The organism is Shinella sp. M27 (genome assembly GCF_049199905.1).
In the GTDB taxonomy this organism is placed as follows: domain Bacteria; phylum Pseudomonadota; class Alphaproteobacteria; order Rhizobiales; family Rhizobiaceae; genus Shinella.
Genome location: NZ_JBLZPK010000029.1, coordinates 49,400 through 69,990, shown reverse-complemented (window position 1 = coordinate 69,990; position 20,591 = coordinate 49,400). Strand labels below are relative to the sequence as shown.

At 62.9% G+C, this 20,591-nt stretch carries 25 protein-coding genes; 7 read left to right on the top strand and 18 right to left on the bottom strand.

Annotated elements, in window-relative coordinates; all coding sequences use genetic code 11:
- Positions 1-16 precede the first annotated feature (16 nt).
- Positions 17-925: a DMT family transporter gene (locus ACOZK4_RS11945; protein WP_421592080.1), complete on the bottom strand. Its 909-nt coding sequence runs from the start codon at positions 923-925 to the stop codon at positions 17-19.
- A gap of 138 nt (positions 926-1,063) precedes the next feature.
- Between ACOZK4_RS11945 and ACOZK4_RS11940 the strand changes: the two genes are divergently transcribed.
- Positions 1,064-1,534, top strand: coding sequence for an Lrp/AsnC family transcriptional regulator (locus tag ACOZK4_RS11940; RefSeq protein ID WP_313522758.1), 471 nt, complete (start codon positions 1,064-1,066; stop codon positions 1,532-1,534).
- A 111-nt stretch (positions 1,535-1,645) separates the two neighbouring features.
- On the opposite strand, the gene ACOZK4_RS11935 is transcribed toward ACOZK4_RS11940, so the two are convergent.
- Both ACOZK4_RS11935 and ACOZK4_RS11930 read right to left on the bottom strand, forming a co-directional pair.
- Positions 1,646-2,062: a DoxX family protein gene (locus tag ACOZK4_RS11935; protein WP_421592069.1), complete on the bottom strand. Its 417-nt coding sequence runs from the start codon at positions 2,060-2,062 to the stop codon at positions 1,646-1,648.
- Between the two features lie 192 nt (positions 2,063-2,254).
- Positions 2,255-3,268 (bottom strand): zinc-binding alcohol dehydrogenase family protein, encoded by a 1,014-nt coding sequence (locus ACOZK4_RS11930; protein WP_421592068.1) that lies wholly within the window; start codon positions 3,266-3,268, stop codon positions 2,255-2,257.
- 101 nt (positions 3,269-3,369) lie between these two features.
- Between ACOZK4_RS11930 and ACOZK4_RS11925 the strand changes: the two genes are divergently transcribed.
- Positions 3,370-3,777, top strand: a complete 408-nt coding sequence (locus ACOZK4_RS11925; protein ID WP_421592067.1) for a winged helix-turn-helix transcriptional regulator — start codon at positions 3,370-3,372, stop codon at positions 3,775-3,777.
- 22 nt (positions 3,778-3,799) lie between these two features.
- Here the strand turns inward: ACOZK4_RS11925 and ACOZK4_RS11920 are convergent, their stop codons facing one another.
- Positions 3,800-5,038 (bottom strand): MFS transporter, encoded by a 1,239-nt coding sequence (locus ACOZK4_RS11920; protein WP_313522750.1) that lies wholly within the window; start codon positions 5,036-5,038, stop codon positions 3,800-3,802.
- Positions 5,039-5,389: 351 nt separating this feature from the next.
- Here ACOZK4_RS11920 and ACOZK4_RS11915 point away from each other — a divergent pair, with 351 nt between their 5' ends.
- Both ACOZK4_RS11915 and ACOZK4_RS11910 read left to right on the top strand, forming a co-directional pair.
- Entirely contained in the window at positions 5,390-6,328 is a 939-nt protein-coding gene (locus ACOZK4_RS11915) for a diacylglycerol/lipid kinase family protein (RefSeq protein WP_421592066.1), read from the top strand.
- Positions 6,328-6,693, top strand: a complete 366-nt coding sequence (locus tag ACOZK4_RS11910) for an NIPSNAP family protein (protein ID WP_421592065.1) — start codon at positions 6,328-6,330, stop codon at positions 6,691-6,693. The genes ACOZK4_RS11915 and ACOZK4_RS11910 overlap by 1 nt, the downstream gene beginning before the upstream one ends.
- Positions 6,694-6,732: 39 nt before the next feature.
- Here the strand turns inward: ACOZK4_RS11910 and ACOZK4_RS11905 are convergent, their stop codons facing one another.
- Positions 6,733-8,091 (bottom strand): glutamine synthetase family protein, encoded by a 1,359-nt coding sequence (locus ACOZK4_RS11905; protein ID WP_421592064.1) that lies wholly within the window; start codon positions 8,089-8,091, stop codon positions 6,733-6,735.
- 149 nt (positions 8,092-8,240) lie between these two features.
- Here ACOZK4_RS11905 and ACOZK4_RS11900 point away from each other — a divergent pair, with 149 nt between their 5' ends.
- Positions 8,241-9,614 carry an aspartate aminotransferase family protein gene (locus ACOZK4_RS11900; protein ID WP_421592063.1) on the top strand — a complete coding sequence of 458 codons (1,374 nt, stop codon included), beginning with the start codon at positions 8,241-8,243 and terminating at the stop codon, positions 9,612-9,614.
- A gap of 6 nt (positions 9,615-9,620) precedes the next feature.
- On the opposite strand, the gene vapC is transcribed toward ACOZK4_RS11900, so the two are convergent.
- From vapC to ACOZK4_RS11865, 7 genes are all read right to left on the bottom strand, one after another.
- Positions 9,621-10,010, bottom strand: coding sequence for a type II toxin-antitoxin system VapC family toxin (vapC, locus tag ACOZK4_RS11895; RefSeq protein ID WP_421592062.1), 390 nt, complete (start codon positions 10,008-10,010; stop codon positions 9,621-9,623).
- Positions 10,007-10,237 (bottom strand): type II toxin-antitoxin system VapB family antitoxin, encoded by a 231-nt coding sequence (locus tag ACOZK4_RS11890; protein ID WP_313522739.1) that lies wholly within the window; start codon positions 10,235-10,237, stop codon positions 10,007-10,009. The genes vapC and ACOZK4_RS11890 overlap by 4 nt, the downstream gene beginning before the upstream one ends.
- Positions 10,238-10,302: 65 nt before the next feature.
- Positions 10,303-11,805, bottom strand: a complete 1,503-nt coding sequence (locus tag ACOZK4_RS11885; protein ID WP_421592061.1) for an AMP nucleosidase — start codon at positions 11,803-11,805, stop codon at positions 10,303-10,305.
- A gap of 60 nt (positions 11,806-11,865) precedes the next feature.
- A complete protein-coding gene (locus ACOZK4_RS11880; protein ID WP_421592060.1) occupies positions 11,866-12,186 on the bottom strand; it encodes a YnfA family protein in 321 nt (106 codons plus the stop codon).
- Positions 12,187-12,251: 65 nt separating this feature from the next.
- A complete protein-coding gene (locus ACOZK4_RS11875) occupies positions 12,252-12,428 on the bottom strand; it encodes a hypothetical protein (RefSeq protein WP_421592059.1) in 177 nt (58 codons plus the stop codon).
- A 28-nt stretch (positions 12,429-12,456) separates the two neighbouring features.
- Entirely contained in the window at positions 12,457-12,621 is a 165-nt protein-coding gene (locus tag ACOZK4_RS11870; protein ID WP_158565450.1) for a hypothetical protein, read from the bottom strand.
- 189 nt (positions 12,622-12,810) lie between these two features.
- Positions 12,811-13,149, bottom strand: coding sequence for a DUF2147 domain-containing protein (locus tag ACOZK4_RS11865; RefSeq protein ID WP_421592058.1), 339 nt, complete (start codon positions 13,147-13,149; stop codon positions 12,811-12,813).
- Between the two features lie 468 nt (positions 13,150-13,617).
- Here ACOZK4_RS11865 and ACOZK4_RS11860 point away from each other — a divergent pair, with 468 nt between their 5' ends.
- Entirely contained in the window at positions 13,618-13,887 is a 270-nt protein-coding gene (locus ACOZK4_RS11860) for an SEL1-like repeat protein (protein WP_117369222.1), read from the top strand.
- A gap of 101 nt (positions 13,888-13,988) precedes the next feature.
- On the opposite strand, the gene ACOZK4_RS11855 is transcribed toward ACOZK4_RS11860, so the two are convergent.
- The 4 genes from ACOZK4_RS11855 to ACOZK4_RS11840 form a co-directional block, all read right to left on the bottom strand.
- Complete coding sequence (locus ACOZK4_RS11855; RefSeq protein WP_421592057.1) at positions 13,989-15,101, bottom strand: pyridoxal phosphate-dependent aminotransferase; 1,113 nt, start codon at positions 15,099-15,101, stop codon at positions 13,989-13,991.
- A gap of 110 nt (positions 15,102-15,211) precedes the next feature.
- Positions 15,212-15,643, bottom strand: coding sequence for a PilZ domain-containing protein (locus tag ACOZK4_RS11850; RefSeq protein ID WP_313522726.1), 432 nt, complete (start codon positions 15,641-15,643; stop codon positions 15,212-15,214).
- 129 nt (positions 15,644-15,772) lie between these two features.
- On the bottom strand, positions 15,773-16,129 hold the full coding sequence (locus tag ACOZK4_RS11845; RefSeq protein WP_313522725.1) for a hypothetical protein: 357 nt from the start codon (positions 16,127-16,129) through the stop codon (positions 15,773-15,775).
- 120 nt (positions 16,130-16,249) lie between these two features.
- Positions 16,250-17,473 (bottom strand): acyl-CoA dehydrogenase, encoded by a 1,224-nt coding sequence (locus ACOZK4_RS11840; protein ID WP_313522723.1) that lies wholly within the window; start codon positions 17,471-17,473, stop codon positions 16,250-16,252.
- 229 nt (positions 17,474-17,702) lie between these two features.
- Between ACOZK4_RS11840 and ACOZK4_RS11835 the strand changes: the two genes are divergently transcribed.
- Positions 17,703-18,731: an alpha/beta hydrolase family esterase gene (locus ACOZK4_RS11835; protein WP_421592056.1), complete on the top strand. Its 1,029-nt coding sequence runs from the start codon at positions 17,703-17,705 to the stop codon at positions 18,729-18,731.
- 6 nt (positions 18,732-18,737) lie between these two features.
- Here the strand turns inward: ACOZK4_RS11835 and iolB are convergent, their stop codons facing one another.
- Together iolB and iolE are read right to left on the bottom strand one after the other, a co-directional pair.
- A complete protein-coding gene (gene iolB / locus ACOZK4_RS11830; protein ID WP_421592055.1) occupies positions 18,738-19,532 on the bottom strand; it encodes a 5-deoxy-glucuronate isomerase in 795 nt (264 codons plus the stop codon).
- Between the two features lie 36 nt (positions 19,533-19,568).
- Complete coding sequence (gene iolE / locus ACOZK4_RS11825; protein WP_421592054.1) at positions 19,569-20,486, bottom strand: myo-inosose-2 dehydratase; 918 nt, start codon at positions 20,484-20,486, stop codon at positions 19,569-19,571.
- Positions 20,487-20,591 lie beyond the last annotated feature (105 nt).

Here is a 20,591-nt window from a genome sequence, read left to right as displayed (position 1 = left end):
CCCTTTTCGTTTCGGGTTAGCGCTTGGGAGAGAAAATGCCGGTCGAGAGCGCCACGCCGCCGCCGACGACCAGCGCGGCCGTCATTTCCGCTGCGCCAAAACTTTCGCCGAGGAAGATCGCGCCGCCAAGCGTTGCGAGAACCGGCGTGATCGCGGTGAAGGCGGCGGCCTGGCTGCCGCCGAGCGCACGGATCGCGGTGCCATAGGCGAAGGTGGCGACGAGGCCGGAGAGGATGCCCTGGCTGGTGATCTGAAGCGCAAGGTCGGGCAGGCTGGCGGCGGCAAGATGCGTGCCGAAGATCGCGGCGAGCACCAGATGTATCAGGAACGACCAGACCGCGATAATGGCCGCACCCTCAAGGGCGGAAAGGCCCGAGCGGCGGAAGGCATGGGTAAAGCCGGCCCACAGCACGGCGCCGATCGGCAGCAATACGAAGCCGGTCGCGGTCATGCCACTTTTCAGCATGCTGGCGGTGAGCAGGATCGCGACGCCCGCAACGATGGCGGCAAGGCCGGCAAGGCGCATGCGGTCCGGCCGCTCGCCGAACAGAACCATGCCGATGAGCGCGGTTGCCAGCGGCAGCGAGCCGCCGAGCAGGATGCCGCCCGGTGCAGCCGGCGTCACATGCAGCGCCGCCGCCGTGATCTGGAAGAAGACGGCGCCCGCACCGGCTACCATCACAACGATCAGCTTGAGCGGCACGTTCTTCGGCAGAAGCCCGGTCTTGAGCCAGATCGGCGCCAGCAGGATGGCCGGCACGCCATAGCGGATCAGGCCGATATCGATCGTGCCGAGCGGTGTCGCGGCGGTGTGGCGCGTCGCCAGCACCCAGAGCGCCCAGATCAGCACCGTCACCACGCCGCCCGCATAGCCGGCGACAAGCGGATTGGATTTGTCTTCGGAGGAAAGCGAGACCATGGCCATGGCGGTGTCCTTTCTGCGCTGGCTCATTTGCTGATGAAATCCTAGCGCGGAAGGTCGAGGCATGTCCTTGCGGGTTGTGCCTCCATGAACATAGAATGCGCAGGATTTCACCAATTCAGGCCATGAAGGTTTTCGAATATGCCAAATCTCGATAAATTCGATATCGCCATCCTGAAGGTGCTTCAGGAGGATGCGCGCGCGACCAATGTCGAGATCGCCGAGCGTGTGAACCTTTCACCGTCGCCATGCCTGCGACGTATCCGCAATCTGGAAAAATCCGGTGTGCTGCGCGGCTACCGGGCGGATATCGATCGCAAGGAGGTGGGGCTCGGCCTGACGGTCTTCGTCGAAATCAAGGTGGGGCATCACAGCCGGGAAAATGCCATGGCCCAGCAGGAGGCGCTGCTGGCGGTGCCGGAGGTCGTCTCGTGTTTCCTGATCTCGGGCAATGCGGATTTTCTGGCGGAGGTGGTGGTGGAGGATCTTGCCGCCTATGAGCGGCTCCTGACCGAGACGCTGCTCACCATGCCCGGCGTCTCCGATATCCGCTCGAATTTTGCGATCCGCAGCATCAAGACGGGCGGTCCGTTGAAGCTGCCGTCGCTCTGACAAAGACAAGCCGCCCCGGCGAGGTGCCGGGGCGGGGGGACGGCCGGGAGAGGCAAGGCCGTCCGTCGGGATGCCGCATCTGGAGAGAGCCGGCGGCATCCGGTCCTGCCGTCATTGGGCATGGACGGCAGAAGCTGTTGCGGATTTCCAGGCCACGACCATCAGTCCGCCGATGACGGTGATGTGTTCGGCGACGAAGTGGAATTCGATGGTGCGCATCGGTTCCTGCATCGCCCAGAAATTATGGGCGATCGGAATGGTGAGCGCGGTGAAGACGGCGAGCATGCCGGCGCCGAGCCAGGTCCAGCGGTTGGAAATGACAAGGGCCGAGCCGATGAGCTGGGTCAGCGCCGTCGCGACGTTGAAGAAGGCCGCCGGCTCCAGGCCGAAATGCGTCATCTCCAGGAGGCCGCCATCGAAATCGGCGAGTTTGGCGATGCCGGACAGCCAGAACATCGAGGTCAGGATCGTGCGGGCGATGAAGCCGAAAGCGCGGCTCTCGGTGATGCGTTCAATCAAGGCGGACATTCAAAATCTCCAATAGACTTCATAGGTTTGCGGAAAGGATCATGCGTCCCTTTCCCGTGTGCCGCCCGCCGTTTGTCGTTTTGTTCGGTGGGCTGCGATGGCCTATGTCTACCAGAGTTCGGTGCCGTTCCTGTCACCTTGGTAACACCCCTCCGCCGCTCTGGAAGCGAGCGGCGGAGGAGGATTTCGAGTTTAGAAACCGGCGAGAACGAGCTTGCCGCGCGTGCGCCCGCTCTCGATCATCGCATGGGCCTTCTTCAGGTTTTCCGCGTTGATCGTGCCGACGGTCTCCGCCAGCGTCGTGCGCAGAGTTCCCGCGTCCACGAGGCGCGAGACCTCGCTCAGAAGATTGTGCTGCTCGATCATGTCGGCCGTCTGGAAGAGCGAGCGGGTGAACATCAACTCCCAATGGGTCGAGACGGCCTTGCGCTTGAAAGGCATGACGTCGAGCACCTTGGGGTCGTCGATCAGGCCGAACCGGCCCTGCGGTGCGATGGCCTCGACGATTGCCGCAAGGTGATCCTCCGTATTGGTCGTCGAAAAGACGAAGGCCGGCGCGCCGATGCCGAGAGCCGCGACCTCACTGGCGAGCGGCTTGCTGTGATCCACCACATGATGCGCGCCGAGCGTTCTGACCCATTCCGCCGTTTCGGGCCGCGAGGCGGTGGCGATGACGGTGAGGTCGGTCAGGTGGCGGGCAAGCTGTACGGCAATCGAGCCGACGCCGCCGGCGCCGCCGACGATGAGGATCGCCTTGGCGGCACCCGGCACTCTGTCGCGAACCTTCAGCCGGTCGAACAGCATTTCCCAGGCGGTGATCGCCGTCAGCGGCAGGGCTGCGGCGGCGGCAAAATCGAGCGAGGCGGGCTTGCGGCCGACGATGCGCTCGTCGACGAGGTGGAACTCTGAATTCGTGCCCGGCCGGTCGATGGCGCCGGAATAGAACACGGCGTCGCCCGCCTTGAACAGCATGACGTCGGGGCCGACAGCCTTCACGATGCCGGCGGCATCGAAACCGAGCACGCGCCATCCGCCATCGGCGGGCGCTGCACCGCGCCGCAGCTTCGTATCGACCGGATTGACCGAGACGGCCTTGATCTCGACTAGCAGGTCGCGCCCCCGCGGTTCCGGTGTGGGCAGTTCGATATCGACGAGGGCGGTGTCGGCGGTGATGGCCTGCGGGGTCTGGTAGGCGATGGCGCGCATGGGTATCTCCTTTCGCGTTGAATGGAGACTAGATGAAGAGTAATATCGAAAGACGCAAGAATGCACATTTTATGCACATAGTGTCGAAAAGGATACCGTGAATGTCCCGTCCGCGCGCCAAGCTCACCAAGAATTTCCCCGGCTGCCCGGTCGAATCGACGCTCTCCTTCCTCGATGGCAAGTGGAAGGGTGTGATCCTCTATCACCTGATGATAGAAGGCACGCTGCGCTTCAACGAGCTGCGCCGCCGACTGCCGAGTGTCACGCAGCGCATGCTGACCAAGCAGCTGCGCGAGCTGGAGGATGCCGGTATCCTGTCGCGCACCATCTTCCCCGTCGTGCCGCCGCGTGTCGATTATGCGCTGACATCGGCCGGCCGGAGCCTCGAACCGATCATCCGGGCGCTCGCTGTCTGGGGCTCTGAGAATGTGGTCTGCGAGGATGGCCAGAACGTCATCCGCCTTGCCCCGCAAATGGAAACGGCGTCTCCCGGGAGAGACGCCGCCTGATTTTCAGGGTCTTGAAGGCCGTTTATTCGGCCGGGCAGACCGGCGTTTCCTCGTTGTCGATCTTGTCGAGCGTCATCGAGGCCAGATAGATGCCGAAGCCGACCACGGCGGTTGCCGCACCCACGAAGCCCATCGAGCCGTAACCGTAACCGGCGCTGATCGCCATGCCGCCGAACAGCGCGCCGAGCGCATTGGCGACGTTGAAGGCGGAGTGGTTGAGGGCGGCGGCAAGCGTCTGCGCATCACCGGCCACGTCCATCAGGCGCGTCTGGAGTGCGGGGCCAACGACGAAGCTGCAGCCGATGAGGAAGCAGCAGACGCCGAGCAGGATGGGGTTCTCCGCCGTCAGCGACAGGCTGATCAGCACGAAGAAATACAGCACCAGCGACCAGCCGATGGTGCGCATCAGCGAGAGATCGGCGAGCTTGGCGCCGAAGATATTGCCGACGATCATGCCGCAGCCGAAGATCGCCATGATGACCGGCACCATGCTGACATTCAGGCCGGCGACCTCGGTAACGATCGGCGAGATATAGCTGAACACCGCGAACATGCCGCAGAAGCCGGTGGCCGCGATGCCGAGCGTCAGCCAGACCTGCTTGCGCTTCAGCGCGCCGAGTTCCGTCAGCGCATTGATGCCCTTTGGCGCCTTGTCGCGCGGCAGGAAGATGGCGATCAGCACCACCGTCAGCATGCCGGTGATGCCGACGGCGATGAACATGAACTGCCAGTCGAAGAGCTGGCCGAAGAAGGCGGCGAGCGGCGTGCCGATCAGTGTCGCGACCGTCAGGCCCAGCATGACCTTGCCGACCGCCTGCGTGCGCTTGTTGACCGGCACCATGGAGGCGGCGACCAGCGCGGCAACGCCGAAATAGGCGCCGTGCGGCAGGCCGGAGAGGAAACGGAAGAGGATGAAGCTCTCGAAGGTCGGCGCCACGGCGCTGGCCAGGTTGCCGGCCGCGAACAGGCCCATCAGCACCAGCAGCAGATCCCGCCGACGGTAGCGCGCGCCGATCACGGCGATAACGGGTGCGCCCACCACGACGCCGAAGGCATAGGCGCTGATGACGTAACCGGCCTGCGCCGTCGTCACGCCGAAGGTCGTGCCGACATCCGGCAGCAGGCCCATGATGGCGAATTCGCCGGTGCCAATGCCGAAGCTGCCGACGGCGAGCGCCAGGATGATGAGGGTGACGGTGAGGGCCGGAAGCGGCGGCTGCCCGGAGGAGAGGGCGGCATGGGGCAGGGGGTGTTCAGTCACGGGTCGGCTCCGCAGGTATGATAGCGCACGACTGGTCCGCGACGGTCCCTCACAGGGCGGCCACTCCTCCTGGCTGCTGATGTGGTTTGGTCCGGCCGGATCGGCCACGAAAAGGAAGGTAAGTTCAGGCCGACAAGCGCACTCCCGACGCACGCGACCGGTTTGCACTATATCAAACGAAGGCAAACTTCCTATCCCGATTTTTCACCTCCCCGCATTTGGCCAACACGGGGCCATTTCACGATTTGTTGCGTTCCGTTTCGGCCGCGCCTGTTAATCGCCGCTTTCTCGACTATCTAATGGATCGACTTCACCCTTCAGGCGTTCTCGTCCGGCAAGCGGAGTATGCGAATGCGAGTACAGGCAATTTTCAACAGAGACGGGGGGACGTTCCGCACCACCGACATGGAGGCCTATGCCCGCCATGCGGAAAAGGTTTTTGCGGAGGCAGGACACCATCTCGATTGCGATATCGTCGAAGGGGCCGATATCGAAATGGCGCTGCGCCGCTGTTCTGATCGTACAGATCTCGATGCGATGCTGGCCGGCGGCGGCGACGGCACGGTTTCGGCTGCGGCCGGTTTTGCCTGGCAGAACAAGATGCCGCTCGGCATCATCCCCGCCGGCACGATGAACCTCTTTGCCCGCTCGCTGAAAATACCCCTCGATATCTGGCAGGCGATCGATGCGCTGGCTGATGGCGATATTGCGGCCGCCGATATCGGCACGGCGGATGACCGCGCCTTCGTGCACCAATTTTCCGCCGGCCTGCATGCCCGCATGGTGCGGCTGCGCAACGCCATGACCTACAGTTCGCGCGTCGGCAAGATCGCTGCCAACACCCGTGCGGCCATCGGCGTCATCTTCAATCCACCGGAATTCGAGGTGGAGTTCGATGTCGACGGCGTGCAGGAGCACCGCAAGGTCTCGGCCATCAATGTCTCGAACAACCGGTTCGGTGAAAACGGCCTGCTCTATGCCGAGGACCTGACCGGCGGCCATCTCGGCTTCTACACGACGAACCCGCTGAAACCGGCCGGCGTCGCCCGGCTGGCCTTCGATATCCTGCGCGGAAAGCTGCGCGAAAACGCTGATGTCACGGAAATGACCGGCACGGCGGTGGATCTGCATTTCCCGAAGGTCGATCGCGCCATCAACTGCGTCATCGATGGTGAATTGCTGCCGATGGACCGCGAGGTCTCGATCCGCCTGCATCCCGGCGAGCTGAAGGTCATCGTGCCCAAGGCCGAGCAGAAGACCGCGGCATCGGCCGAGACGGCCGCCGCCTGATGCGGAAGGCGCCTGTCACCTGCGAGGTTCGCTATCGTCTGGATCCCGAGAGGATCGCGGATTTTTACGACTATGCGCGGATCTGGACCATGCTCATCGAGCGCCATGGCGGAACGCATCACGGCTATTTCATGCCGCGCGAAAAGCCCGAAGGCGCTGCCGTGAGTTTTCCCGGTACGGGCGGCGAGGGGGCCGGCGATATCGCCGTGGCGCTCTTCACGTTTCCGGACGAAGCGGCCTATCTGCTCTATCGCGACAAGGTCGCTGAGGATGCCGATGGCATCGCGGCCAATGCCCGCTTTTCAGAGAATTCGCCCTTCAAGAGCTATGAGCGAATCTTCCTGCAACCGCTTTCGGGCGACTGACGGCCTCCGCGCGATAAATGCGCGAAGGCCGGTCGTGTCTTAGATGCGCGGCAGGTAGGTCTGGTAGTCGAAATCCGAGACCGTGCGCAGATAGGTGATCGCTTCCTTGCGCTTCGTATCGCCGTAAAGCTTCTGATATTCCGCGCCAAAAGCGTCCTTGATGAAGGGCGAGGCGGAGAATTCTTCCACGGCGGTCAGGAAATCGTGTGTCAGGCGCTTGGCATCCGGCGCATCCTTGCCCGGTTCCGTCACCGGACCCGGATCGAGCTCGTTGTCGAGGCCGAGCAGGATGCCGCCGAGGATCGCCGTCAGGAGCAGGTAGGGATTGACGTCCGCACCCGCCACGCGATGCTCGACGCGCGCCGCCGGGCCGTCCTTGTCCGGAATGCGGATCGCGGTGCCGCGATGGCCGAAGCCCCAGGTGAGGTCGACCGGCGCGAAGGAACCCGGCTGGAAGCGGCGGTAGGAATTGGCGAAGGGCGCGAAGACCAGCTGTGCGTCGCGCATCGTCTGCAGCATGCCGGCGCAGATCGATTTCAGCTTGGCCGGATCGCCGCCCTTGGCGTCGAGGATGTTCTTGCCGTCCTTGTCGATGACGCTGCAATGGACATGCAGGCCTGAGCCCGCATGGTCAGCATAGGGCTTTGCCATGCAGGTGGATTTCAGGCCGAAGCGGGGTGCTGCCAGCTCGGCGATGCGCTTGAGATAGATGCAGTCATCCGCCGCCGCGAGCGCGTCCGGCCGGTGCAGCAGGTTGATCTCGAACTGGCCGGGGCCGAATTCCGCCGTCGTCGCGTCGGCCGGCAGGTCCATGTCCTTTGCCCAGGCGCGCACCGTCTGGAGGTAGCCGTCGAGCGCGTCGGTGGCGCGCATGTCGTAGAGCTGGTAGCCGTTCGGCTGGTCGCGATACATCAGCGCTGCCGGCGGACGCGGCTTGCCCGTCACGTGCCAGTCGTCCTGCACCACGTAGAATTCGAGCTCGGTCGCGACGACGGGCGTCAAACCCCTGTCTTCGAAACGCTTCAGCATGCGTGCAAGAATGGCGCGCGGGTCCATGAAGGAGGCGGTGCCGTCGAATTCGTGCATGGTGGCGAGCACCTGCTTCGAGCCTTCCGGCGCCCAGGGCAGTACCGTCAGCGAGCGGCGGTCGGGAATGCAGACGCCATCGGGATCGCCGACGGAAAGCGACAGGCCGGTGATGTCGTCATTGTCGTCGCCCCAGATGTCGAGCGACTGGGTGGAGGAGGGCAGGCGCACGGAACCATCCCAGATTTTCTTCTCGCCTTCGAGCGGGATCTGCTTGCCGCGCAGGTCGCCGTTCATGCCGACGAGGAGGATTTCGATACGGGCCGGGGCATTGGCAGGCGGAGAACCGGCTGCCGTCTTGTGGTTTGTCATGGTGCCTGCTTTTGGTTTGGCGGGAAGCATGGACAAGAAATTTTGCTTGTGTTCGATCTCTTGCCAAATGCCTGTTGTATGGGCATTTTCCTAACCCATTCTGTCCCGGCGTTCAATAAGGCGGGACCTACCCCTAAGGATGTAGTCAAATGTCGAAGACCAGCGCAGCAGCCGTTTCGAACCTCGGTGCCCTCGATGCCGCCCACCATCTTCACCCGTTCTCGGACATGAAGAAGCTGAACGCGGCCGGCACGCGGATCATCGAGCGCGGCGAGGGCTGCCACATCTTCGACAACCACGGTAAGCGCTATCTCGACGGCTTCGCCGGCCTCTGGTGCGTCAACATCGGCTATGGCCGCAAGGAGATCACCGACGCTGTCGTGCGCCAGATGAACGAGCTGCCCTACTACAACACGTTCTTCGGAACGACGACGCCGCCGGCCGTGCTGCTCGCCCAGAAGATAACCTCCCATGCCGGACCTGATATCAATCGCGTGTTCTTCACCGGCTCGGGCTCCGAAGCGAACGACACCTGGTTCCGCATGGCCCGCGTCTATTGGGGCGCCATGGGCAAGCCGACCAAGAAGGCGATCATCGCCCGCAAGAACGGCTATCACGGCTCCACCGTCGCCGGCGCCTCGCTCGGCGGCATGAAGTGGATGCACGAGCAGGGTGACCTGCCGATCGCCGGCATCCACCACATCGACCAGCCCTTCTGGTATGCCGAAGGCGGCGACCTGACGTCGGACGAATTCGGCCTGAAGATGGCCCGCCAGCTGGAAGAAAAGATCGACGAGCTTGGCGAAGACAATGTCGCGGCCTTCGTCGCCGAGCCGATCCAGGGTGCAGGCGGCGTCATCGTGCCGCCGGCCACCTACTGGCCGGAAATCGCCCGCATCTGCAAGGCCCGCAACATTCTGCTCGTCTGCGATGAAGTGATCTGCGGCTTCGGCCGCACCGGCCATTGGTTCGGCCACCAGCATTTCGGCGTCGAGCCGGATCTGGCGCCCATCGCCAAGGGCCTGTCCTCGGGTTATCTCCCGATCGGCGGCGTCCTGGTCTCCGATCGCGTCGGCAATGTGCTGGTCGAAGAGGTCGGTGATTTCAACCACGGCTTCACCTATTCCGGCCACCCGGTCTGCGCGGCTGCGGCCCTCGAAAACCTGCGCATCATCGAGGATGAAAAGCTCGTCGAGCGTGTGCACGACGACATCGGTCCCTACCTCGCCGCCGGCCTGAAATCGCTGGAAGACCTGCCGATCGTCGGCGAGGTCCAGCAGGTCGGCCTGATGGCCGCCGTGCAGCTCGTCGAAGACAAGACGACCCGCAAGCGCTTCGAGGACAAGGAAAAGGTCGGCGTCACCGTGCGCAACCATTGCCTGGAAAACGGCCTCGTCCTGCGCGCCACCGGCGACCGCATGCTCTTCTCCCCGCCGCTCGTCATCAGCCACGCCGAAGTCGACCAGATGATCGACATCACGCGCAAGGGATTGGAACATGCGTGGAAGGTGATGACGGCCTGACTGGCCTCACGCGATCCGAAGGCCGAGATGCTCGGCCATCGGATCGAAATCCCTGTCGGCATGGAGCAGGCTGTGGCCATGCTCCATGCAGTAGGTGCCGATGATGAGATCGGCCGTCTTGCGGATGGTTATGCCTTTTGCGCGCAGCCGCCGGAAATTCTCGGCGGCTTTTATGGCGATCTCGGGGGATAGCATCGGAACGACCTGGAACGGGGCCAGCCGCTTTTGAAGGTTGGCGGCATTCCCGTCGTTCTGGGCGCCCTGTAGGATTTCGAGAAGGACGATATCACCGAGCAGTATGTTGCGTGCTTTCGGTATCGTCTTAAGCTGCATGGATTGCGGCGTGTCTATACCGCGCAATGCTGCGATCCAGACCGAGCTATCGACGACAATCATTCGGCAGCGTCATCCCGCAGCGTTTCAGGCGGTCCCCAGCCTGTGCGTATCGCATCGAGATCGCCTTCCCAGCCCATTCCCCAAAGCTCTTTCAGAGCCCTCCGTCGACGCCACTCCTCGACAAGGTCGCGAAGCGCCAAATCGATGGTCGCCTTCTTTGTCGGCAAGCCGGTAAGCTCCATTGCTTCCGCAATCAAGGCATCATCGAGTTCGATATTCGTACGCATATGATCTCACCTTGGTGTATGAAAAACGAAAATCATACACCAAGGCAGCGACGCTCACAATGCCGTCACTGGAACGCCGTCTCGAAGAAACTCCTGAGTTTGCGCGAATGCAGCTTCTCCGTCGGCATGCCGGCCAGCTTTTCCAGCGCCCGGATACCGATGCGCAGATGCTGGTTGACCTGCGTGCGGTAGAAGGCGGTCGCCATGCCAGGCAGCTTCAGTTCGCCGTGCAGCGGCTTGTCGGAAACGCAGAGCAGCGTGCCGTAGGGCACGCGGAAGCGGAAGCCGTTGGCGGCGATGGTGGCCGATTCCATGTCGAGTGCGATGGCGCGCGACTGCGAGAGGCGTTTTACGGGGCCGCGCTGGTCGCGCAGTTCCCAGTTGCGGTTGTCGATGGTGGCGACGGTGCCGGTGCGCATGATGCGCTTGAGGTCGTAGCCTTCGAGGCCGGTCACTTCTTCGACCGCGCTTTCCAATGCCACCTGTACCTCGGCGAGCGCCGGGATCGGCACCCAGACGGGCAGGTCATCGTCGAGCACGTGGTCCTCGCGCACATAGGCGTGAGCGAGCACATAGTCGCCCAGCGTCTGGCTGTTGCGCAGGCCGGCACAATGGCCGAGCATCAGCCAGGCATGTGGGCGCAGCACGGCGATATGGTCGGTGATCGTCTTGGCATTGGAGGGGCCGACGCCGATATTGACCAGCGTAATGCCGCCATGGCCCTTCTTCTTGATGTGATAGGCCGGCATTTGCGGCAGGCGGGCGAGCGTCAAGTCGGTTTCCGGCTTGTCGGCGCCGGCCGGCGTGGTGATGTTGCCGGGCTCGACGAAGGCCGTGTAGCCATTGCCCCCCTCCGCCATCTGCTGGCGCGCCCAGGCGCAGAACTCGTCGACATAGAACTGGTAGTTCGTGAAGAGCACGAAATTCTGGAAATGTTGGGCGCTCGTCGCCGTATAATGGCTGAGGCGGGCAAGCGAATAGTCGATGCGCTGCGCCGTGAAAGGCCCGAGCGGCAGGGGCTCGCCGGGACCGGGCTCGTAGGAGCCGTTGGCGATCTCGTCATCCGTCGTCGTAAGGTCGGGCGCATCGAAGAGGTCGCGCAGCGGCAGTTCGATGCCCTCGGCGATTTCCGCCTCCACATAGGCGCCTTCCCCGAAGGCGAAATGCAGCGGGATCGGCGTCGTCGATTCGGAAATGACGACACGCACACCATGGTTGCGGATCAGTAGGCCGATCTGTTCCTTGAGGTAGTGGCGGAAGAGTTTCGGACGGGTGATGGTCGTCGTGTAAACGCCGGGCGCGGCGACATAGCCATAGGACAGACGGGAATCGATATGGCCGAAGCTGGTCGTCTCGATCGAGACCTGCGGGTAGCAGGCGCGGAAGCGGGTTGCCGGCGTGCCGGACTTGCCGAGTGCCACGAAGGCGTCGGTCAGGAATCTCGTGTTGCGGTCGTAAAGCTCCTGAAGGGCATCGACCGCGGCCACCGGATCCTCGAAGGAACGGGGCTCGTAAGGCTCTGGCGTGGCGAAGGAAAGCGGCTTTGGGGAAAAGATTCGTTTGCTCATGAATCACTATAGGTGCTGTTTTTTAACAAGCAAACGACAAGTCCGGCGTGCCCACAAGTCCTATCTTGGCGCTGCCAGGATGATGCCCGCACCGACCAGCGCCAGTGCGGCGCCCGCCATGTCGAAACGGTCGGGCCGCATGCCTTCGGCCAGCCACAGCCAGAGCAGCGAGGCGGCGATATAGACTCCGCCGTAAGCCGCATAGGCGCGGCCGGCGAAGGCACTGTCGACCTGGGTGAGCAGCCAGCCGAACAGCGCGAGCGAGACCATGCCGGGAAAAAGCCAGAGCACGGACTTGTCGAGGCGCCACCAGGCCCAGAAGGCAAAGCAGCCGGCAATTTCGGCAAGGGCGGCGAAGGAAAAGACGAGAAGGGATTTCATCCGGGCTCCAGGGTGATGGCGCAGGGCCTGCCCGGTTTAGCACGGAAGGGAGGGATGGGAAGGGTTCAGCTCATCGACTGGCGCTGGAGGGTGATGAAGAGCACGAGACCCGTGCCCTGCTTTTCGATGCCGAGACCGCCGGAATTGCTCCAGGCGAGAGCGCCGACCGGGGCGATCATCATCGCCGAGAGGGCGAGGATACGCAGCGCTGTGGCGGAGGTGTGGAGGAGGGCGGCGGTCATCTGTCAGGTTCCGGGCGGGTTTCAGGGCTCAGAGCGAGGCGGTGCAGCTGTGCGGCGTGGCGCAGGCGACAAGCTTGCCGGTCGTGTTATGGGTGCTGCGGCGATAGTCGGTCTCGACGGCTGCGGCCAGCATGATGGCGAAGATGGCCATCAGCAGAGTGATGATCGTCAGGCGGCGTGCGAGGATGTCCATGGTGTTCGTCCCTCTGAAGGCGTTTTCAATGGTGCCTTTGTCGCATTGCGGGACTGAACGCTCCCTGAGAGGGCAATTCATCTCCCGTTCAGGAAGGATGTGATTCGCTTTTTTTGAGAGGCGCGGCGAGCGGGCCGAAAACAAAAAGGCCGGCGTGAGCGCCGGCCTTTTTGTTTGAAGCAGAACAGCTTAGAGCCGCGACCAGGTCTGCGACTTGCAGAGCACGGCGAGCACACAGCCCTTCAGGCGCAGCGAGCCGGCCTTCACGGCGGCGGATCCGCTATAGGTCTTGTCCGTTTCCGGGTCGGTGATCTCGCCGGTATAGTCCGCGCCGGAGCCCTCGAGCTTGCCGATGCGCTTGCCGGCGAATTTTCCCGATTTCAGCGTGATGCAGTAGCTGCCGCCGCATTTGACGATGGCGGCCGTCGAGCCGCTTGCCGTCTTCCAGTTGCCCTCGATCGGTTCGGCGGCGAGCGCCATGCCGGGTGCCACGAGAAGGGCGGCTGCAATCCATGTCCTCAATTTCATTCTCTTCCTCCTCCAGAATGAGACGGGCAGAATATCTTACGCAAACGTAAAGGTAAATATGTGGCCAAGCCGGATCCGGCGATGTTTTTCGAGACCTGAAACGCCGGAAAACCGGAATGTTAAAAACCGGCACCGTTTTGCGTGGTTAGCGAAAGGTTGAAATCGCCGGTTGAACAATCCGTAAATTTTAACACAAATCCCGCCGTTTCCAGCGGGTCTGATGTTTAACGAAAATCCAATTTTACCAAGCGTTTGGATTTTGTTCGTCTCAAATTAAGCATGCATTTTAAGCGCATTTTGAAAGCCCCGCGGCATAGTGGAGCCATAAGACGAGCCGGAACAACCGGCCGGCAAAACTCTGAAGGAAGACCAAGGCCGCACAAGACGGCAGGCGCCGGAAGAGGCCCGAAAGGGCAGGTAAAACAGGACACTAAAGCAGTAAACCAGGTCAGACAGGGACTAACGAAAATGGCACGCTTTGACTTTCAGAACACCGAAACGGCCGCCATGACGGGCGGCGAAAACCGCGCTGAAATCTTCTGCGACATGGGCCTCATGTATGCCACCGGCCGCGGCTGCGACGTCGACGTGGTTCAGGCCCACAAATGGCTCAACATTGCTGCCATCAAGGGTTGTGACCGCGCCGCAGAACTGCGCGCCGACCTTGCCGCAACGATGAGCAAGACCGACATCGCTCTGGCGCTGCGCGCCGCTCGCGAGTGGATGACGGTTCACTGAGACAAGCCGGCTGGCGCCGGCGGCAAGAAAAGCATCATGACGAACGGACGACAAACGGCGCTAGAACCGGATCCGTCCGCACGTCAAAGAGGCTCTGCCGCTCAAGCCAGCCGCTTCAAAACCAGCGGCAAGGCTTCCTCCAGCAACGCCATATCGTTTTCCGGCCCGACGCTGATGCGGATGCATCGGTTGAGGGGGGCAACGCCCGGCATGCGAATGAAGACGCCATGGTCCATCAATCCATCGACAATGGCCCTGGCGTGGGTGCCGTCGCGGCCGCAATCGATGGTGACGAAATTGGTGGCGGAGGCGAGGGGAAGAAGGCCATTGGAGTGTGCGATCCGCGAGATGCGCTCGCGGGACGCGCCAATGCTGGCGATGATCTCTGCCAGATAGGCCTGGTCCTTCAGCGCGGCGAGTGCCGCCTGAACCGAAACTCGGGCCATGCCGAAATGATTTCGGATTTTATCGAAGGCCTGCGCATTGCCGAGCGTGCCGATCGCATAACCGATCCGCGCGCCGGCAAGGCCGTAGGCCTTCGAGAATGTGCGCATGCGCAGGATGTTCGACTGGCCGATCAGCGCCGAGATCGACGGGATCGTGCCTTCAGGTGCCGTCTCGCCATAGGCCTCGTCGAGAATGAGCAATGTCGTCTCCGGCAGCGCGCGGGCGAAGGCCACAACGCTCTCGGCGTCCCACCAGCTTCCCATCGGATTGTCGGGATTGGCGAAATAGACGAGCGGTGCGTTCTCGCGCTTCACGGCCTCCAGCAGACCGTCCAGATGCTCCTTGTCGCCCGCATAGGGCACGGTCACCAGCCGGCCGCCGAAGCCGTTCACATGATAGTTGAAGGTCGGATAGCCGCCGAGCGAGGTGACGACGGGCGTGCCGGGCTCTATGACGAGCCGGGCGATCTCGCCGAGCAGCCCGTCGATGCCGCCGCCGACCGCGATGTTCTCCCGCGAAACGCCGTGGTGAAGCGCCAGCGCCTCGCGCAGCTCGAAATTCTCCGGATCGCTGTACATCCAGGTCGTCCCGGCCGCCGCGCGCATCGACTCCAGCACGGAGGGGGCCGGGCCGAAACCGCTTTCATTCGCGCCGATGCGGGCTTTGACCGCAAGGCCCCGATTGCGCTCGATGGCCTCCGGCCCGACGAAGGGCACGGTGGCGGGCAGGGTCTGGGAAAGGGCGGTGAAGCGGGAAAATGCGGACATGAGGCGCCTGACGATCGATGAACGGAGAAAATCTTGCCGGCGCGCAAAAATGCCCGCCGGAATCGGTTTCCGACGGGCACCCTAGCCAATAAATTGCGCGGGTGGAACGTTTAGACGAGCGCCGAGCCGATGCCGCCCTTTTCGACGCCCACCATGTAGCGCCGGTCGTCCTTTTTCGGCTTGGCCGGACCGCCGCCGCCGGTGAAGAAGTCGGCGCGCACGATGGTGTGCAGCAACTCCTCGTCGATTTCCTTGATGAACTGCACGCCGATGCGGTTGTCGTTGCGATAGACCTCCGCGCAGCCGATGCGCGAGGTGACACCGACGATCGAAAGATAATAGTGCAGCGGCAGGCCGATCGTCGTCGTCACGACGAAACTCGCGCCGCCCTGGGATACATCGACCAGCTTGCAACTGCGCATCTTGGGTGCCGCGAGGTCGAAGCCAACGGTCATCAGCATACCCTGCCGGTTGACCGAGAAACGTTCCCATTTGCGTTCGTATAGTCCTGCGGCAGACCGCGGATCGGCACCGATACTCATTGCCACACTCCCAATGGGGGACGTCATGTCCGACAGAGATTGAGAGGGGAGTTTCGCAGGCGAGTATTTTGTTTCGTTAAAACAAATATTTAAAAGTTTAACGGCCTGCTCTTTCTCAGAAAGGTTGCTTCAGGCGTCGTGCGTTTCGCTCTGGCGGCCCAGCACCATGTTCAGGAAATCGACGTCGAGGAACATGTTGAAACGCACCACCAGTTCCTCGCCGTCACGCTTGTATTCCGTGCAGGGGATCTCATCGCGGATGCCGTGGATTTCCAGGTAGAAATTCTCCGGCAAAGTCAGCGTCTTGTTGATGGAAAGCACGGCGCCCGCGCTGGAAATGCTGCGGATCAGGCACGTGTAACGCAACGCCGTGCTGAGGTGGTGGCCGATCGGTGTGATGAAGCCGGGTCTGTCGAGGCGATACTGGACGAAACTGCGTTTGGGGTGACGCAGGTGAAGCTGCTCGTGCATGTGGTCGAGGGGCATGGCGCCCTCCGCTTCTGTTTCCGGATGTGGATTGTATCGAAACGGGATGGATAAAACGTGAAAACGGCCGCTCGTGTTTTAACGAGCGGCCGTCGAGACTTGCGCAATGCGAATTGGCGCTTACTGGAACGCCTGAAGCCCCGTCTGCGCACGGCCGAGGATCAGCGCGTGGATGTCATGCGTACCCTCGTAGGTGTTGACCGCTTCGAGGTTCATGACATGGCGGATGACGCCGTACTCGTCCGAAACGCCGTTGCCGCCGTGCATGTCGCGGGAAACGCGGGCGATGTCGAGCGCCTTGCCGCAGTTGTTGCGCTTCATCAGCGAGATCAGTTCGGCCGGCGCGCGGTGTTCGTCGAACAGGCGGCCGAGGCGCAGCGCGCCCTGCAGGCCGAGCGAGATTTCGGTCTCCATGTCGGCGAGCTTCTTCTGGATGAGCTGGGTGGCGGCGAGCGGCTTGCCGAACTGCTTGCGGTCGAGCGTGTACTGGCGGGCGGCGTGCCAGCAGAATTCGGCAGCACCCATGGCGCCCCAGGCGATGCCGTAGCGCGCACGGTTGAGGCAGCCGAAGGGACCGGCAAGGCCCGAAACTTCCGGCAGCAGGTTCTCATCGGGAACGAAGACGTCCTGCATCATGATCATGCCGGTGACGGAGGCGCGCAGCGAGAACTTGCCCTCGATCTTCGGCGTCTCGAAACCTTTCATGCCGCGTTCCAGCACGAAGCCCTTGATCTTGTTGTCATGCGCGTCGGACTTCGCCCAGACGACGGCGACGTCGGCGATCGGCGAATTGGTGATCCAGTTCTTGGCGCCCGAGATCAGGTAGCCGCCGTCGACCTTCTTGGCGCGGGTGATCATGGAGGAGGGGTCCGAGCCATGGTCCGGTTCAGTGAGGCCGAAGCAGCCGACCCATTCGCCGGAGGCGAGCTTGGGCAGGTACTTCTTGCGGGTCTCTTCCGTGCCATAGGCGAAGATCGGGTGCATGACGAGCGAGGACTGCACGGACATGGCCGAGCGATAGCCGGAATCGACGCGCTCGACTTCGCGGGCGACGAGGCCGTAGGACACGTAGTTGGCGCCGACGCCGCCGTATTCCTCCGGCACGGTCGGGCCGAGCAGGCCGAGTTCGCCCATTTCGCTCATGATCTCGCGGTGGAATATCTCATGACGGTTCGCTTCGGTGACGCGCGAGGCGAGCTTGTCCTGGCAATAGGCGCGGGCCGTATCGCGGATCATGCGCTCTTCGTCGGTCAGCTGGTCTTCCAGAAGGAAGGGATCGGCCCAGTCGAAAGGTGCCATTTTGGCGCGCGCCTGTTCCGGGGTGGCGCTGTGGTGCTCGCTCATGGGGATCCTCCTGTCGCGGTTCTGTCGTTGCAGAAGTGCTACATCAGCTTGACGGTCTCTGAAAGGGCGGGAACGAAATGGGTGGGCCGACATTTGGGCTATTTATGAATGCCCTCATGAATCCGCAGAATGAGCCATCCCCCGCATTTTGCCGCCTTTGCCTTGATCCTGCCGCTCCCGGTGAGCAAGTAACCTGACGATGAGCAATTCCACGAAAGAGAGGCCAAGCATGCGCGATCGCTTCAAACGGTCGGTCGAGCGGCTGGTGCCGGCCGAAACGCGGCTGGGAGACCTGTTCTGGCCGTTCCAACGCAGTACCGAGCGCAAGGCGCCCGCTGCGCGGCGTCGCCCCCCCGACGGTTCGCCGCTGGTCGAAGTTGCCGATTTCGGCAGCAATCCCGGCCAACTTCGCATGTTCCTGCATATCCCGGAGGGCCTGTCCGCCGGGCGCCCGCTCGTTCTGGTCCTGCATGGCTGCCAGCAGGATGCCGAAAGCTACGACCGCGCCGCCGGCTGGTCGTCGCTCGCCGAGGAGCGTGGTTTTGCCGTGGTCTATGCCCAGCAGCGCGAGGCGAACAATCCGCGCCTCTGCTTCACCTGGTTCCGCCCGAGCGAGGTGACGCGCGACCGCGGCGAGACGATGTCGATCCGCCAGATTGTGGCGCATGCCGCCGGACAGGCGCGAAGCGATGCCGCCCGCATCTATATCACCGGCCTCTCGGCCGGCGGCGCCATGACCGCCGCGATGCTTGCCAATTACCCCGCGCTTTTCGCCGGCGGCGCGATCATCGCCGGCCTGCCCTTCGGCGCGGCGCGTGATGCCACCCGCGCCTTCGAGGCAATGGAAGCCGCGCCTGAGCGCACGCCGCGCGAATGGTCCGATCTCGTGCGCACCGTTTCCCCGCGCATCGCACGAAAACCCGCTATTTCCATCTGGCACGGCACTGCCGATGCGACCGTCGCGCTATCCAACGGCGAGGCCCTGGTCGAACAATGGCGCGACCTCTATCGCCTGCCGAAGGACGCCTTCGTCGAAAAACGCCTGAAAGGCCGGCGCACCCGCATCTGGCCCGACAAGGACGGCAAGCCGCTCGTCACCTTCCACGAGATCGACGGCATGGGCCACGGCACGCCGGTGCTGCCAGGCGAGGGCGGCGGTTATGCCGCCTCCGCAGAACCGTTCATGCTCAAGGTGGGATTTTCCTCGACGATTGAGATTGCGAAGGAATGGGGGCTGACGCGGAAGTGGAAGCGGTAGGGCCGCTTAACCCAGCAACCACTCATGCTCTTTGGCATTGTGGAACTTCCACACCCGCTTCGGCCCGGCCATGACATTGAGATAATAGAGATCATAGCCGTGAATGGTGGCGCAGGGGTGATACCCCTTCGGCACCAGCGTTACGTCGCCATTCTCCACCGCCATCGCCTCGTCGAGCGAGCGATCATCCGTATAGACGCGCTGGAAAGCAAAGCCCTGTGGCGGGTTGAGGCGGTGGTAGTAGGTCTCCTCGAGGAAACTTTCGCTCGGCAGGTCGTCCTGGTCGTGTTTGTGCGAGGGATAGGACGAGGTGTTGCCGTTCGGCGTGATCACTTCCACGACCAGCAGCGAATGGGCCGAATTGTCGTCTTCCGGCATGATGTTGTGCACATGGCGGACATTCGAACCCTTGCCGCGGTGCAGCTGCGGATGCGTGCCGGGCGGAATGGCCTTGGCCTTATAATCGCCGCCGCCCGGTGCCGAGCAGACGGCGAGTTCCAGATCCGTCTCCGCCGTCACCGACCAGTTGGCATCGGCCGGGACGTAAAGGGCGTGCGGCGCGCCCTCGAAGGGGCTTATGCGCTCGCCGAGCACGCCGAAGTCCTGGCCCGAGGCCGTGGCCTTGCCCTTGCCGGAAATCCACACGAGGCAGACTTCGCGGCTTCCCGTTTCCGCCGCGACGATCTCGCCGGGCTTCATGCGGTGCACGTCGAAGCCGACATAGGTCCAGCCGGCGCTATCAGGCGTCACATGGCTGACGCGGCCATGGATGCCCTGGGGTTTGACGAGCAGGTTCGGCATGGTCTTGGTCCTTTCCTTCAGGCGGTCGAGCGCAGCTTATCCCTTGGGAAAGCCTTCCGTTTCGACAGTATAGCCGGCTGCGGTCATGACGCGCATCAGTTCGGCATAGCCGACTTCGGCCATCCTGGCCGGCGGCGCGTTGCGCGGGTCCTGCTCGGCTTCCACGACGAACCAGCCCTCATAGCCATAGTCGGCAAAGCGTTTGACGATCGCGCCGAAATCGAGCGAGCCGTCGCCCGGCACGGTAAAGGCACCGAGCGCCACCGCGTCGAGGAAGGACTGTTTCGTGCGGTCGAGACCATCAACGACCGATTGGCGGATGTCCTTTACATGCACATGGTTGATGCGGGCATGATGGTTGTCGATGGCGCGCAGAACGTCGCCGCCGGCAAAGGCGAGGTGCCCGGCATCGAGCAGCAGCGGGATGCCTTCGCCCGAGTTGTTCATGAACGCATCGAGTTCCGGCTCGGTCTCGACGACGGCAGCCATGTGGTGATGGTAGGAGAGCGGCATGCCCTGTTCGGCGCACCATTCGCCGAACGCGGTGAGGCGGCGTGCATAGGCCTTCATCTCGTCGTCAGACAGGCGCGGCTTGGTTGCGAGCGGCTTGGAACGGTCGCCCTGGATGGAGCGGCCGACTTCGCCATAGACGATGCAGGGTGCGTTGACCGCCTTGAACAGCTTGATCATCGGCAGGATGCGGTCCTTGTTGGCCGCCAACTCCTCGTCGACCAGCGTGCCGGAGAACCAGCCGCCGCACAGCGTCACGTCGGCGGCGCGCAGGATCGGCAGCATCTCCTCGGGATTGCTCGGGAAGCGGCGGCCCTGTTCCATGCCGGTGAAGCCGGCAGTGCGCGACTGGCGCAGGCACTCTTCGAGCGATACGTCGTCGCTGAGTTCCGGAAGGTCGTCGTTCCACCAGGCGATGGGCGACATGCCGAGTTTGGCTTTCATTCTAGTCTCCTTGGCGGGAAGCGGAGCTTCCCATGTTTTAGAGTCTTTCTCCCTCCCTCTCTTCCGTCATCCTCGGGCTTGACCCGAGGATCCACGCATCCGCAC

Bases quoted from the DNA above. Each gene is read 5' to 3' on its own strand.
- ACOZK4_RS11945 (WP_421592080.1), bottom strand. From the start codon at position 925: ATGGCCATGGTCTCGCTTTCCTCCGAAGACAAATCCAATCCGCTTGTC.
- ACOZK4_RS11940 (WP_313522758.1), top strand. From the start codon at position 1,064: ATGCCAAATCTCGATAAATTCGATATCGCCATCCTGAAGGTGCTTCAG.
- ACOZK4_RS11935 (WP_421592069.1), bottom strand. From the start codon at position 2,062: ATGTCCGCCTTGATTGAACGCATCACCGAGAGCCGCGCTTTCGGCTTC.
- ACOZK4_RS11930 (WP_421592068.1), bottom strand. From the start codon at position 3,268: ATGCGCGCCATCGCCTACCAGACCCCGCAGGCCATCACCGCCGACACC.
- ACOZK4_RS11925 (WP_421592067.1), top strand. From the start codon at position 3,370: ATGTCCCGTCCGCGCGCCAAGCTCACCAAGAATTTCCCCGGCTGCCCG.
- ACOZK4_RS11915 (WP_421592066.1), top strand. From the start codon at position 5,390: ATGCGAGTACAGGCAATTTTCAACAGAGACGGGGGGACGTTCCGCACC.
- ACOZK4_RS11910 (WP_421592065.1), top strand. From the start codon at position 6,328: ATGCGGAAGGCGCCTGTCACCTGCGAGGTTCGCTATCGTCTGGATCCC.
- ACOZK4_RS11905 (WP_421592064.1), bottom strand. From the start codon at position 8,091: ATGACAAACCACAAGACGGCAGCCGGTTCTCCGCCTGCCAATGCCCCG.
- ACOZK4_RS11900 (WP_421592063.1), top strand. From the start codon at position 8,241: ATGTCGAAGACCAGCGCAGCAGCCGTTTCGAACCTCGGTGCCCTCGAT.
- vapC (WP_421592062.1), bottom strand. From the start codon at position 10,010: ATGATTGTCGTCGATAGCTCGGTCTGGATCGCAGCATTGCGCGGTATA.
- ACOZK4_RS11890 (WP_313522739.1), bottom strand. From the start codon at position 10,237: ATGCGTACGAATATCGAACTCGATGATGCCTTGATTGCGGAAGCAATG.
- ACOZK4_RS11885 (WP_421592061.1), bottom strand. From the start codon at position 11,805: ATGAGCAAACGAATCTTTTCCCCAAAGCCGCTTTCCTTCGCCACGCCA.
- ACOZK4_RS11880 (WP_421592060.1), bottom strand. From the start codon at position 12,186: ATGAAATCCCTTCTCGTCTTTTCCTTCGCCGCCCTTGCCGAAATTGCC.
- ACOZK4_RS11875 (WP_421592059.1), bottom strand. From the start codon at position 12,428: ATGACCGCCGCCCTCCTCCACACCTCCGCCACAGCGCTGCGTATCCTC.
- ACOZK4_RS11870 (WP_158565450.1), bottom strand. From the start codon at position 12,621: ATGGACATCCTCGCACGCCGCCTGACGATCATCACTCTGCTGATGGCC.
- ACOZK4_RS11865 (WP_421592058.1), bottom strand. From the start codon at position 13,149: ATGAAATTGAGGACATGGATTGCAGCCGCCCTTCTCGTGGCACCCGGC.
- ACOZK4_RS11860 (WP_117369222.1), top strand. From the start codon at position 13,618: ATGGCACGCTTTGACTTTCAGAACACCGAAACGGCCGCCATGACGGGC.
- ACOZK4_RS11855 (WP_421592057.1), bottom strand. From the start codon at position 15,101: ATGTCCGCATTTTCCCGCTTCACCGCCCTTTCCCAGACCCTGCCCGCC.
- ACOZK4_RS11850 (WP_313522726.1), bottom strand. From the start codon at position 15,643: ATGAGTATCGGTGCCGATCCGCGGTCTGCCGCAGGACTATACGAACGC.
- ACOZK4_RS11845 (WP_313522725.1), bottom strand. From the start codon at position 16,129: ATGCCCCTCGACCACATGCACGAGCAGCTTCACCTGCGTCACCCCAAA.
- ACOZK4_RS11840 (WP_313522723.1), bottom strand. From the start codon at position 17,473: ATGAGCGAGCACCACAGCGCCACCCCGGAACAGGCGCGCGCCAAAATG.
- ACOZK4_RS11835 (WP_421592056.1), top strand. From the start codon at position 17,703: ATGCGCGATCGCTTCAAACGGTCGGTCGAGCGGCTGGTGCCGGCCGAA.
- iolB (WP_421592055.1), bottom strand. From the start codon at position 19,532: ATGCCGAACCTGCTCGTCAAACCCCAGGGCATCCATGGCCGCGTCAGC.
- iolE (WP_421592054.1), bottom strand. From the start codon at position 20,486: ATGAAAGCCAAACTCGGCATGTCGCCCATCGCCTGGTGGAACGACGAC.